This window comes from Pseudomonas sp. KB_15, from assembly GCF_052114525.1.
Classification (GTDB): Bacteria; Pseudomonadota; Gammaproteobacteria; order Pseudomonadales; family Pseudomonadaceae; genus Aquipseudomonas.
Map to the genome: position 1 here is coordinate 26,770 of NZ_JBFREX010000020.1, position 13,041 is coordinate 39,810.

At 60.3% G+C, this 13,041-nt stretch carries 12 protein-coding genes; 9 read left to right on the forward strand and 3 right to left on the reverse strand.

Annotation, left to right across the window (positions count from 1 at the left end):
• Positions 1-6 precede the first annotated feature (6 nt).
• Positions 7-480, reverse strand: a complete 474-nt coding sequence (locus tag AB4Z35_RS17385; RefSeq protein ID WP_007994565.1) for an Lrp/AsnC family transcriptional regulator — start codon at positions 478-480, stop codon at positions 7-9.
• A 221-nt stretch (positions 481-701) separates the two neighbouring features.
• Between AB4Z35_RS17385 and kynU the strand changes: the two genes are divergently transcribed.
• The 3 genes from kynU to AB4Z35_RS17400 all read left to right on the forward strand — a co-directional run bounded on the left by kynU (position 702) and on the right by AB4Z35_RS17400 (position 4,868).
• Entirely contained in the window at positions 702-1,952 is a 1,251-nt protein-coding gene (kynU, locus tag AB4Z35_RS17390) for a kynureninase (RefSeq protein ID WP_442098304.1), read from the forward strand.
• A 104-nt stretch (positions 1,953-2,056) separates the two neighbouring features.
• Positions 2,057-3,370: an OprD family porin gene (locus AB4Z35_RS17395; RefSeq protein WP_442098306.1), complete on the forward strand. Its 1,314-nt coding sequence runs from the start codon at positions 2,057-2,059 to the stop codon at positions 3,368-3,370.
• Between the two features lie 88 nt (positions 3,371-3,458).
• Positions 3,459-4,868, forward strand: coding sequence for an amino acid permease (locus AB4Z35_RS17400; protein WP_442098307.1), 1,410 nt, complete (start codon positions 3,459-3,461; stop codon positions 4,866-4,868).
• Positions 4,869-4,898: 30 nt separating this feature from the next.
• Here AB4Z35_RS17400 and AB4Z35_RS17405 read toward each other — a convergent pair whose 3' ends face one another.
• Entirely contained in the window at positions 4,899-5,789 is an 891-nt protein-coding gene (locus AB4Z35_RS17405; protein ID WP_442098308.1) for a LysR substrate-binding domain-containing protein, read from the reverse strand.
• A 225-nt stretch (positions 5,790-6,014) separates the two neighbouring features.
• Between AB4Z35_RS17405 and AB4Z35_RS17410 the strand changes: the two genes are divergently transcribed.
• Positions 6,015-6,779 carry a sulfite exporter TauE/SafE family protein gene (locus AB4Z35_RS17410; protein ID WP_442098309.1) on the forward strand — a complete coding sequence of 255 codons (765 nt, stop codon included), beginning with the start codon at positions 6,015-6,017 and terminating at the stop codon, positions 6,777-6,779.
• Here AB4Z35_RS17410 and AB4Z35_RS17415 read toward each other — a convergent pair.
• Positions 6,769-7,083, reverse strand: a complete 315-nt coding sequence (locus AB4Z35_RS17415) for a putative quinol monooxygenase (RefSeq protein ID WP_442098310.1) — start codon at positions 7,081-7,083, stop codon at positions 6,769-6,771. The two genes, AB4Z35_RS17410 and AB4Z35_RS17415, sit on opposite strands and share 11 nt — an antisense overlap.
• Positions 7,084-7,245: 162 nt before the next feature.
• Here AB4Z35_RS17415 and AB4Z35_RS17420 point away from each other — a divergent pair, with 162 nt between their 5' ends.
• From AB4Z35_RS17420 to AB4Z35_RS17440, 5 genes are all read left to right on the forward strand, one after another.
• Entirely contained in the window at positions 7,246-7,836 is a 591-nt protein-coding gene (locus AB4Z35_RS17420) for an NAD(P)H-dependent oxidoreductase (RefSeq protein ID WP_442098312.1), read from the forward strand.
• Between the two features lie 121 nt (positions 7,837-7,957).
• Positions 7,958-8,869 carry a LysR family transcriptional regulator gene (locus tag AB4Z35_RS17425; RefSeq protein ID WP_442098313.1) on the forward strand — a complete coding sequence of 304 codons (912 nt, stop codon included), beginning with the start codon at positions 7,958-7,960 and terminating at the stop codon, positions 8,867-8,869.
• 281 nt (positions 8,870-9,150) lie between these two features.
• The gene (locus AB4Z35_RS17430) at positions 9,151-10,596 is read left to right on the forward strand and encodes a SulP family inorganic anion transporter (RefSeq protein ID WP_442098314.1); all 1,446 of its coding nucleotides are present in this window, start codon (positions 9,151-9,153) and stop codon (positions 10,594-10,596) included.
• A gap of 220 nt (positions 10,597-10,816) precedes the next feature.
• Positions 10,817-12,166, forward strand: a complete 1,350-nt coding sequence (locus AB4Z35_RS17435; protein ID WP_442098316.1) for a GntP family permease — start codon at positions 10,817-10,819, stop codon at positions 12,164-12,166.
• Between the two features lie 14 nt (positions 12,167-12,180).
• Positions 12,181-13,041: a MurR/RpiR family transcriptional regulator gene (locus AB4Z35_RS17440; protein WP_442098318.1), complete on the forward strand. Its 861-nt coding sequence runs from the start codon at positions 12,181-12,183 to the stop codon at positions 13,039-13,041.

Sequence of the window (13,041 nt, forward strand, 5' to 3'; positions counted from 1 at the left end):
GCGCCCTTACTTGCGCACCACCAGATCCAGCAATTCGTCGCGCTCCTTGATTTTCTGCAGGACGATTTCCGAGCGGATATCGGTGACACCCACCGTGCGGTTCAGGTGATTCACGATGAAATCCGAGAAGTGTTTCAGGTTGCGCGCCTGTACTCGCAACACATAGTTGCTCGCCCCGGTAATCACATAGGCGGTGACCACTTCCGGCCACGACTGGACCTTCTTGATGAAGGTCTCGTGCCAGTCCGCGACGTCCTGTCGCAACGACACATGGACGATGGCTTCCAGTTCGATTCCCAGCCGTTCGGCATTCAGCACCGCGCGATAGCCGGTGATGATTCCCTCGCTTTCCAGCAGGCGTAGTCGACGCAAGCAAGCTGACGGCGACAGCGCGACTTTCTCTGCCAATTCCTGGTTGCTGATACGACCATCCTGTTGCAGTTGATGGAGGATTCGCAGGTCTGTCGAGTCGAGATTCATGGTTGAAATAAATCCGTGTTTATTAGCGTTGGAATCGAATTTTCTGCGAGATAAGTACTATAGCGTCGCTCACTTTGCACGAAAATTCTCCAAGGCTTAGTTCATTATCTCTCCACCAAAAAGGCGCAAATAGCGCCTGAAACAGGGCGCTGGGCGCTCTGCTCGCCTCGACTTTCACGATGTGCCCGGACGGCATGTCATTCAAAAAAACAGGACATCCAATGACTACAAGAAACGATTGCCTGGCGCTTGATGCACAGGACAGTCTGGCGCCTCTGCGTCAGCAGTTTGCGCTTCCTGAAGGCGTGATTTATCTCGATGGCAACTCCTTGGGCGCACGCCCTGTCGCGGCATTGGCTCGCGCTCAGGCGGTGATCGCCGAGGAGTGGGGCAATGGCCTGATCCGCAGTTGGAACAGCGCTGGCTGGCGCGATCTGTCCGAGCGTCTGGGCAACCGATTGGCCACATTGATAGGTGCCCGCGACGGCGAAGTGGTGGTGACCGACACCACCTCGATCAACCTGTTCAAGGTGCTCAGCGCCGCGTTGCGTGTGCAGGCCACCCGGTCGCCAGAGCGCCGGGTGATCGTCACCGAAACCAGCAACTTCCCTACCGACCTGTACATCGCCGAAGGCCTGGCCGACATGCTGCAGCAGGGGTACACCTTGCGTCTGGTCGACAGCCCGGAAGAGTTGCCGCAAGCGATTGACCAGGACACGGCAGTGGTGATGCTCACCCACGTCAATTACAAGACCGGCTACATGCACGACATGCAGGCCCTGACCGCGCTGAGCCACGAGTGTGGCGCGCTGGCTATCTGGGATCTGGCGCATTCCGCCGGGGCGGTGCCGGTTGATTTGCATCAGGCGGGCGCCGACTACGCCATCGGTTGCACTTACAAATACCTCAATGGCGGTCCGGGTTCACAGGCGTTTGTCTGGGTCTCGCCGCAGCTGTGCGATCTGGTGTCGCAGCCCCTGTCGGGCTGGTTCGGCCATTCGCGGCAGTTCGCCATGGAATCTCGCTACGAGCCGAGCAGCGGCATCGCCCGCTACCTGTGCGGCACCCAGCCCATCACTTCATTGGCGATGGTCGAGTGTGGGCTGGATGTTTTCGCCCAGACCGATATGGCCAGCCTGCGCCGCAAATCCCTGGCCCTGACCGACCTGTTCATTGAACTCGTCGAGCAGCGCTGCGCTGCTCATGAACTGACCCTGGTCACGCCACGCGAACACGCCAGGCGTGGCAGCCATGTCAGCTTCGAGCATCCCGAGGGTTATGCCGTGATCCAGGCCCTGATTGACCGCGGTGTGATCGGTGACTACCGCGAGCCGCGGATCATGCGCTTCGGCTTTACCCCGCTGTACACGACGTTCACCGAAGTCTGGGATGCCGTGCAGATCCTCGGCGAAATCCTCGACCGGAAAACCTGGGCGCAGGCGCAATTCCAGGTCCGCCACAGCGTCACCTGAGTTAACCGATGTCCGCGTCCTGCTGCCGGGTTTTCCTGGCGGCAGGGCTTCGGGTGCCGTCAATCAAGAGTTCTGTGCAAACACAATAATAAGGAGCACGCAGAATGAAATTGTCCCTTTGGCCCGCCTTGCCGCTCGCCATCACCAGTTGCCTCGGTCAAATGGCTTACGCCGCAAACGACAATGGATTCGTCGAAGACAGCAGCCTGATCCTGACCAACCGCAACTTCTATTTCTACCGCAACAATCTCAACAACCCGGGTGGCCAGAACTATCGGGACGAATGGGCCCACGGGATCATGCTCGATTACCGTTCCGGGTATACCCGGGGCACGGTGGGTTTCGGCGTCGATGCCTATGCGCAGTTGGGCCTCAAACTCGACAGCGGCAAGGGACGAACCGGCACCGGTTTGCTGCCGGTCGATTCCGACGGTCGCCCCGAGGATGAGTATTCCGAAGCAGGTGGTGCGCTCAAGGCGCGGATCTCCAACACCGAACTCAAGTACGGCAACCTGACCCCGTTCAACCCGGTGTTCGGCACGGGCAATGCGCGGCTGTTTACCAGCGTGGCCACCGGCTTTCAGCTGACCAGTAATGAACTCAAGGCGCTGCAAGTGGACATCGGCCACTTCACAGCCGGCAACGACAGTAACTCCACCAACGCCGATGGCGCCCTGAAAGCGTTGTATGCCGGGGTGGAAACCCGCAGCGTCGACTATCTGGGCGGCAGCTATGCAGTGAGCGATCAACTGAGCGTCAGCCTGTACGGTTCGCAGTTCACCGACATCTGGCGGCAGTATTACGCCAACACCAACTACACCTTTGCCTTGAGCGAAGGGCAGTCGCTGAACCTGGATCTCAATATTTACCGTACCAACGACGATGGCCAGAGCCTGGCCGGCAAGATCGATAACACCACCTGGTCGTTGGCCACAGCGTACAAGTTCGGCGCCCATCGTTTGACCCTGGCGTATCAACGCGTCGATGGCGATGAGCCGTTCGATTACCTGGGGTTCGATCAACAACCGGGGACTTCGATTTTCCTCGCCAACTCGATCCAGGTCCTCGATTTCAACGCCCCCAACGAACGTTCCTGGCAACTGCGCTACGACCTGGACATGGCGCCATTCGGCGTGCCGGGCCTGAGCTTCATGTCGCGTTACGTCAGCGGTGACCATATCGACGACAGCCACTACGACGGCGGCCCCAACGGCGCTTACGGGCGTTACGGCGATGACGGCAAACGCTGGGAACGCGACCTCGAAGCGCGCTACGTCGTGCAGTCGGGCAAAGCCAGGGATCTGTCGGTGCGGGTGCGTCAGGCCAGTGTGCGTTCGACCGCTCAAGTGGCGCGCGCCGACACCACGGACAACAACGAAGTCCGCGTCATCATCGAGTATCCACTGAGTATTTTCTGATCCGTGTCCTGCTGTGCGTGGCTGATCCCCACGAGACCATCCAACCACGTGCTCTCTTCAAGACAGACAATATTCAGAGGACAGACAAATGACCGATAACTCCGGTTTTGAAACGATATCCAACCGTGAACAAGGCTTGCGGCGTCAACTGACGTCGGGGCAGATGAGCATGATCGCCATTGGCGGTGCGATTGGCACCGGGCTGTTCATGGGCAGCGCCTACGCCATCGGCTATGCCGGGCCGAGCGTGCTGCTCAGCTACGCCATCGGCGCGATCATCACCCTGCTGTTGATGGGCTGCCTGGCGGAAATGACCGTGGCCCATTCGACCTCGGGTTCGTTCGGTGCTTATGCCGAATTCTATGTCAGCCCGCTGGCCGGGTTCCTGGTGCGTTATGCCTACTGGGCGGCGATCGTGCTGGCGGTCGGTACGGAAGTAACGGCGGTGGCGATGTACATGAAGTACTGGTTCGCCAACGTGCCGGAATGGATCTGGATCGTCTCGTTCTCCAGTGTGCTGATCGTGCTCAACGCCATCAGCGTGAAGACCTTCGGCACCTTCGAGTACTGGTTCTCGACCATCAAGATCGGCGCGATTGTCGGCTTCATCATTCTGGCGGTGTATGTGGTGTTTGGCTCCGGCAACCCGGAATACGGCGTGCATAACTACACCTCCCATGGCGGTTTTTTCCCCAACGGTTTGCAAGGCATGTGGGTCGCGGTGATCGTGTCGATCTTCAGTTACCTGAGCGTCGAGATGATCGCGGTGGCCGCCGGTGAGGCGAAGGATCCGGAGCAAGCGGTGAAGAAAGCCTTTCGCGCGACCATCGTGCGCCTGGTGGTGTTCTACCTGCTGACCCTCGCGCTGATGCTGGCGATTGTGCCGTGGGTCCAGGCCGGCAAAGCCCAGAGCCCGTTCGTCACGGTCATGCAGTCGATCGGTATTCCCGGCGCGACCGGTGTGATGAATTTCGTGATTCTGATTGCGGCGTTGTCGGCGATGAACAGTCAGTTGTACATCACCACGCGCATGATGTTCAGCCTGTCCCGTGGTGGTTATGCGCCGAAATCCATGGGCGTGTTGAGCAAGAGCGGGATTCCGCTGAACGCACTGTTGCTGTCGAGCTCGGGTATCGCCCTGGCGACCTTGCTCAACATCCTGTATCCGGAAAGCTCGTTCACCTTGATGATGGCAATCTCCATGTTCGGCGCCATTTTCACCTGGTTCATGATTTTCCTGACGCATTACTGCTTCCGTCGTTATCACCAGCGCAACGGTGAACGCAAACTGTCGTTCCGCATGCGGCTGTTCCCCTACTCGACCCTGTTGGGGCTGGTGTTGATGGGCGCGGTGATGATCACCACCTATTTCACCGACGCCTTCAAGATGACCCTGGTCTTCGGTGTGCCTTTCCTGGTGGTACTCACGGTGATCTACGGGATCTTTTTCAGAAAACCCAAGACTGCCGAAGCCTTGCGTCCGTTGCCCAAGGTCTAGTCTGGAAGCAACACGGCGGGGCGACAGTCTTCAAAGGCTGTCGCCCTGCAATGCCTCGAACAGGGCTTTGGCATAACCGGGCAGGTTGTCGAATGAGCGAGCACAGAGCAGCAGTTTGCGCTGCGCCCAGTCTTCCTCCAGCGCGACACTTTTCAACGACTCATCGAGCGACCCGCGCTGGATCGCCGCCAACGGCACAATCGCCAATCCGGCGCCGTGTGCGACCATGCGCATCACCCCGTCGAAGCCGTCGGCGCGGATGCGGATCTGCATCCGTGTACCGGTGTGCAGCGCCTGTTCCTCCAGGTACACGGCGAGGGCGCTGTTGGCGTTCAGGCCGACGTAATCGTGACGCAATGTGTCGGTGAAACTAACTGAGGCCGCCTGTGCCAAGGGATGTTCGCGGGGCATGATCAGTACCAGCGGATCATCGCGAAACGGGCGGGTTTGCAGGTCGTGGGTGTCGATGGCGTCGGAGACGATACCGAGGTCTGCCGCACCCAGGCGCAAGGCATGGGTGATACGGGTACTGGGCAATTCCTGCAGGTCGATATCCAGGTTGGGGTAGTCGCGCAGGAAGTCGGCGAGCAACTCCGGCAGGTACTCGGTGATCGCCGTGGTGTTGCACAACAATCGCACCTGGCCTTTTACGCCCTTGGCGTATTCGGCCAGGTCCTGCTGCAGGCGTTCGGCTTGTTGCATCAGCACACGTGCGTGTCGGGCCAGGGCATTGCCGGCCGGCGTTGGCGTTACACCGCGCCGGCCTCTTTCGAGAAACCCGATCCCCAGTGAGGCTTCCATGGCACGAATGCGCGCGCTGGCCGCCGCCAGGGACAGATGACTGCGTGCGGCGCCGGCGGTGATGTTGCCGGTGTCGAGGATGTTCAGGTACAGGCGCAGGTCGGTCAGGTCGAAGTGCATTACAGCAACCTCAAGATGTGTGTTGTCTGGGAGGACGCCTTCGCGGGCAAGCCCGCTCCCACAAGTGACCGAGTTCGCGTGGGAGAAATGCGATCCACTGTGGGAGCGAGCTTGCTCGCGATGGGGACAGATGCCGCACCCAGTTATTCAGCCTCTTGCCTTACGAGAGGCACCCTCAGTATATGGCAGATTTTCAATCAATCCTCGCGGGCTCACCATAGCCCCATGAACACACTCTCGGCGTTTTACCAAAACCTCGGTCTGACCCTTTCCGTACTGGTTATCGGCACCTTTGTGCTGGCCGGCATGATCAAGGGCGTGATCGGCCTCGGCCTGCCGACCGTTGCCATGGGCCTGCTCGGTCTGGCTATGGTGCCGACGCAGGCTGCGGCGCTATTGATCATTCCGGCAACCCTCACCAACGTCTGGCAACTGGCATTCGGCGGGCATTTGTCCGGGCTGGTCAAACGACTGTGGCCGATGTTGCTGGCGATTTTCATCGGCACCGGGGCGGGCACGCTGTGGATCGGCATGAGCGGTGGCCATTGGGTGGTGCGAGGGTTGGGCGCTGCGTTGTTGCTGTATGCACTGAGCGGATTGTGCCTGCCGACCTTGCGCGTAGGACCCCAGCGTGAACGCTGGCTCGGTCCACTGTGCGGCCTGCTGACCGGCGTCATCACTTCGGCCACCGGCGTGTTCGTGATTCCGGCGGTGCCCTACCTGCAAGCGCTGGGTTTGAGCAGGGACGAACTGGTGCAGGCGCTGGGCCTGTCGTTCACCGTCTCGACCCTGGCCCTGGCCGGAGGCTTGCTATGGCGCGGCGCTCTCGGCGGGGGCGAGTTGAGCGCGTCGCTGCTGGCGCTGATCCCGGCAATGCTCGGCATGTGGCTGGGGCAATCGCTGCGCCAGCGGATCAGCGCCGTGTTGTTCAAGCGTGTGTTCTTCATTGGCCTGGGTTTGCTCGGCGGCCATTTGCTGATCAGCGGCTAGCGGACGACGGGCTGATCATCTCGATGGCGCGGATCTCGAAGTCCCGTTCCAGGTATTCATCACGCTGGTCGAGGAACTGCTTCATGTGTGGAAGGTTCGAGTGCACATCGAGGTGGGCCTGGGACTGCCATATTTCGTAGAAGATGAACAGGGTCGGGTCCTGTTTGTCGCGCAGCATGTGGTATTCGATGCAGCCAGGCTCGGCGCGGCTTGCTTCCACGTAGCCGCTGAAAAACGCTTCGAAGGCGTCGGATTTTTCCGGGCGGGTCTTGGCGTGCAGGATGAAGCCCTGGATTTCACTCATCTACATTTCTCCTCAGGTCAGAACTGGCGCCAGTCTAAGGCAACAATCGGCCATTGATTCGTGCTTGTGGGTCAAATGATTTTTGCCCAATCGACGCTTACTCCGCGTGAGGCCGGTCGGTACTCTGCCGCCATCCGATTCCCGACCTTCCCGAGACCTCCCATGAAAAAAGTCCTGTTGCTCAATGGCGGCAAAAAGTTTGCGCACTCCGATGGCCGCTACAACACCACCCTGCATGAAACCGCGTTGAGCGTGCTGGATCGCGGCGGTGTGGATGTCAGAGCCACCTTCATCGACGAGGGCTACGACATCGCCGAAGAAGTGGCCAAGTTCCTCTGGGCCGATGTGATCATTTACCAGATGCCCGGCTGGTGGATGGGCGCGCCGTGGACCGTGAAAAAGTACATCGATGAAGTCTTTACCGAAGGGCATGGCAGCCTCTATGCCAGCGACGGTCGCACCCGTTCGGACGCGTCGCAGAAGTACGGCAGCGGCGGCCTGATTCACGGCAAGCAATACATGTTGTCGCTGACCTGGAACGCCCCGCAGCAAGCCTTCGACGACCCGACAGATTTCTTCGAAGCCAAAGGTGTGGACGCGGTGTACTTCCCGTTCCACAAGGCCAACGAGTTCCTTGGCATGTCCGGTTTGCCGACGTTCCTCTGCGTGGACGTGATGAAGCGCCCGAACATCGAAGCTGATGTGGCGCGTTATGAGCAGCATTTGACTGAGGTGTTTGGTCTGAAGGCGTAACGCTCGGCTACTATCGACATCTGAAGCGAACGCTGAACTGTGGCGAGGGGGCAAGCCCCCTCGCCACAATGGTTTCTCTCAGCCCAGAAGAACGGCGCAGGACTATCGATAAGGTACACACGTGAAAGCCAGATCCGATGAATTGCAGATTTTCGTCTGCGTGATTGAATGCGGGTCGATTTCTGCGGCGGCCGAGCAGGTCGGGCAAACGCCTTCGGCGGTCAGCCGTACGCTGTCGCGGCTGGAGGCCAAGCTCGACACCACGTTGATCAATCGCACCACGCGGCGCATGGACCTGACCGAAGAGGGCAAGTATTTCTTCGAGCACGCCAAGCGGATTCTCGATCAGATGGATGAACTCGAAGAACGCCTGTCCTCACGCCAGCAAACGCCGTCCGGGCGCCTGCGGATCAACGCGGCAGCGCCTTTCATGCTGCATGCCATCGTGCCCTACATCGATGAATTCCGCAGGCTCTACCCGGACATCCAGCTCGAACTCAACAGCAACGATTTGATCATCGACCTGCTGGAACAGAGCACTGACATCGCCATCCGCATTGGCACCCTGACCGACTCGACACTGCATGCCCGCTCCCTGGGATGCAGCCCGTTGCACATCGTCGCCAGCCCGGCCTACCTGGAAAAGCACGGCACACCGCAAGCCGTGGCTGACCTGGCCAACCATACGCTGCTGGGGTTTACCCAGAACGAAGGCCTCAACCAATGGCCGTTGCGTTATGTGCATGGCGATCGCTGGCCGATCCAGGCATCGATCAGCGCCTCCAGCGGCGAGACCATCCGCCATCTCGCACTGGACGGCCAGGGCATCGCCAGCCTGTCGCACTTCATGACCATCGAAGACATTCGTGCCGGCCGCTTGAAAGTGTTGTTGGCTGAATTCAACAGCGGCTACCGCCAGCCGATCAACGCGGTGTACTACCGCAACTCGCAACTGGCCCTGCGGATTCAATGCTTCCTGGACTTCATCCAGGGGAAGTTGTCGGATTATGCGGACGCGGATTTCAAGGGCTGATTCGTGATTGCTGCGCAAGGGTGAATGGGGTTATGAAATGGCCAACGGGTTTGCGGCGAGAGGGTGTGAGTTCGCGTTAGACCGAGTTGCGGCTATCGCGAGCAGGCTCGCTCCCACAAGGGATCTGCGTCGAACACAAAATCTGTGCCCTATGGAGATCAAATGTGGGAGCGAGCTTGCTCGCGATGGCGTTTGCAGAGGCACAACAACTGGTCGGTCTGACTGCATTTCCGTAACATCCGCACACTCTTTTCCCGTCTCTCCCTGTGTGCGGTCCCTCCATGAAAGCAAAACGTCTACGCGCCGATGTCCTGGCCGGACTTACCACTTCCTTCGCCTTATTGCCCGAGTGCATCGCTTTCGCGCTGGTGGCCCACCTCAATCCGCTGATGGGGCTTTATGGCGCGTTCATCATTTGCACGCTGACTGCGTTGTTTGGCGGGCGGCCGGGCATGGTGTCCGGGGCGGCCGGCTCGATGGCCGTGGTGATCGTCGCGCTGGTGGTGCAACACGGCGTGCAGTATTTGCTGGCCACGGTGTTGCTGGGCGGGCTGATCATGATGGCGTTCGGGCTGCTCAAGCTCGGCAAACTGGTGCGCATGGTGCCGCACCCGGTGATGCTCGGCTTCGTCAATGGCCTGGCGATCATCATTGCCCTGGCGCAACTGGAGCACTTCAAGAGCGGTGAAGCCTGGTTGAGCGGTACGCCGCTGTACATGATGCTTGGCCTGGTCGCGGTGACCATGGCTGTTGTCTACGTGCTGCCGCGCCTGACCCGCACTGTGCCGCCAGCGCTGGTGGCTATTCTCGGCGTGGGCCTGGCGGTGTATCTGCTTGGCTTGCCGACCCGCACCCTCGGCGACATGGCGCACATCGCCGGTGGCTTGCCGACGCTGGCGTTGCCGGACATTCCTTGGACCCTGGACACCCTGCGCATCGTCGCGCCCTACGCGATCCTGATGGCGCTGGTCGGGTTGCTGGAAACCCTGTTGACCCTGAACCTCACCGACGAAATCACCGAGAGCCGTGGCTACCCGGATCGCGAGTGCGTGGCGCTGGGGGCGGCGAATGTGGTGTCCGGTGCGTTCGGCGGCATGGGCGGGTGCGCCATGATCGGCCAGACCATGATCAACCTCAGTTCCGGTGGGCGCGGGCGCTTGTCCGGGGTGGTGGCCGGAGTGTCGGTCCTGCTGTTCATTCTGTTTCTGTCGCCGCTGATCGAGCGTATTCCGCTGGCCGCACTGGTCGGGGTGATGTTCGTGGTGTCGCAACAGACCTTCGCCTGGGCTTCGTTGCGGGTGCTGAACAAGGTGCCGCTCAACGACGTGCTGGTGATCATTGCGGTGACGGTGATTACCGTTTTCACCGATCTGGCCACTGCGGTGCTTTGCGGCATCATCATTGCGGCGCTGAATTTTGCCTGGCAGCAGGCCCGGCAGCTGTATGCCGACAGTCACCTGGAGAACGACGGCAACAAGTTGTACCGGGTGCATGGCACGCTGTTCTTCGCCTCGACCACAGCGTTTCTCAATCAGTTCGATCCTGCTAATGACCCGGTGCAAGTGACCCTGGATTGTCGTCACCTGAGTGTTGTCGACTACTCGGCCATTGCCGCGCTGGGCACCTTGCGCGAGCGCTACGCCAAGGCCGGCAAGCACCTGCGTGTGCTGCACTTGTCCGAGCGTTGCAAGAAACTGCTCAAGCGCGCCCGGGTGCATCACGACTGAATCCAGCCATTCGATCTTTCCCACGCTGAGCGGGGGAAAGATCTGTTGTTGGTGATGAAAATTCACACGTCCGACTTTCATAATTCGCGACACGCCATACCCCTGCGCGACATCCCTTACCTCTGCGCGAAAATTACTTTCACCTCGTTTGAATATCGCGTCTCGAAATGTTTTAAGAGTTTCACAAATATTTCGACGTGACCCTCTCGAGGAGTACCGCATGACCCTGTCCTTCGGCTATTGGCTGCTGGTGTATGCCGCCGTTGCCATCATCGCGCTGATCGTTCTGATCGCCCGTTACCGGCTCAATCCGTTCATTGTCATCACCCTGATCTCCCTTGGTCTGGCGCTGGTTGCCGGGATGCCGCCGTCCGGCGTGGTGGGGGCGTATGAGGCGGGCGTCGGCAAAACCCTGGGGCACATCGCACTGGTGGTGGCGCTGGGGACCATGCTCGGCAAGATGATGGCCGAGTCCGGCGGCGCCGAGCAGGTGGCGCGGACCTTGATCGACCGCTTTGGCGAGAAGAACGCGCATTGGGCGATGGTGACTATCGCGTTTCTGGTCGGGCTGCCACTGTTCTTCGAAGTCGGTTTCGTCTTGCTGGTACCGATTGCCTTTACCGTGGCGCGGCGCGTGGGCGTGTCGATCCTGATGGTCGGCTTGCCGATGGTTGCCGGGCTTTCGGTGGTGCATGCGCTGGTGCCGCCGCACCCGGCGGCGATGCTGGCGGTGCAGGTGTATCAGGCGTCGGTGGGGCAGACCTTGCTCTATGCGATAGCGATCGGTATTCCGACCGCAATCATTGCCGGTCCCCTGTATGCCAAGTTCATCGTGCCGCGCATTCAATTGCCGGCGGAAAACCCGCTGGAGCGTCAGTTCCTGGAGCGCGAACCCCGCGACAGCCTGCCGGGGTTCGGCATCACCATGGCGACCATCCTGTTGCCAGTGGTGCTGATGCTGATCGGCGGCTGGGCCAATCTGATTTCCACGCCGGGTAGTGGTTTCAACCAGTTCCTGCTGTTCATCGGTAACTCGGTGATCGCGCTGTTGCTGGCCACATTGCTGAGCTTCTGGACCCTCGGCCTGGCCCAGGGCTTCAACCGCGAATCGATCCTCAAGTTCACCAACGAATGTCTGGCGCCGACCGCGAGCATCACCTTGCTGGTGGGCGCCGGTGGTGGCTTGAACCGGATTCTGGTGGACGCCGGCGTCACCGACCAGATCGTCGGCCTGGCCCACGAGTTCCACCTGTCGCCGCTGTTGATGGGCTGGCTGTTCGCGGCACTGATGCGCATCGCCACCGGTTCTGCCACTGTGGCCATGACCACTGCTTCAGGTGTGGTCGCGCCAGTGGCCATTGGTCTGGGTTATCCCCATCCGGAGCTGCTGGTGCTGGCGACGGGCGCAGGGTCGGTTATCTTTTCCCACGTTAACGACGGCGGTTTCTGGTTGATCAAGGAATACTTCAACATGACCGTTGCCCAAACCTTCAAGACCTGGACCGTGCTCGAGACATTGATCTCGGTCGTCGCCTTCGGCTTGACCGTTGGCCTTTCTTATCTGATTTAGCCGGAGCCACCCGCATGGACATCCTCTACCAGATCCGCGCCCGTCAGGATTCCTTCAGTGCCGGTGAAGGACGCATCGCACGCCTGATGCTCGACGACGTAGGATTTGCCGCCTCCGCCAGCCTCGATGAACTGGCGCTGCGGGCAGAGGTCAGCAGCGCCACGCTGTCACGTTTCGCCCGCACGGTCGGCTGCCGGGATTTGCGTGACTTGCGTTTGCAACTGGCCCAGGCCAGTGGCGTTGGCAGCCGATTTCTCGACCCGGCGGGCACGCCCGAGCAGTCGGCGTTCTACGGGCAAATCGTCGGCGACATCGAATCGACCTTGCGCCAGCACCTGGCGGCATTCGATGAGTCGCGTTTCGCCGATGCGGTGAAACTGCTGGGCAAGGCGCGGATGATTCACGCTTTCGGCATGGGTGGCTGCTCGACCCTGTGCAGCGATGAACTGCAAGTGCGCCTGGTGCGCCTCGGCTATCCGATCACGGCGTGCCACGATGCGGTGATGATGCGCGTCACCGCCGCCAGCCTCAGCACCGAACACGTGGTGATTGTATGTTCGCTGACCGGGATCACCCCGGAGCTGATTGAGACGGTGGAGCTGGCGCGCAACTATGGCGCGCGCATCCTGGCCATCACTCGCGGCGATTCGCCGCTGGCGCAACTGGCCGACATCGTCCTGCCCCTGCAAAGTGCCGAAACCTCGTTCATCTACAAACCCACGGCGGCGCGCTACGGCATGCTGCTGGCCATCGATGTGCTCGCCACCGAGCTGGCCCTGGCCAACCCTGAAGACAATCAAGAACGTCTGCGGCGGATCAAACTCGCCCTCGACGAATACCGCGGCGGCGACGATCACTTGCCGCTGGGAGACTGA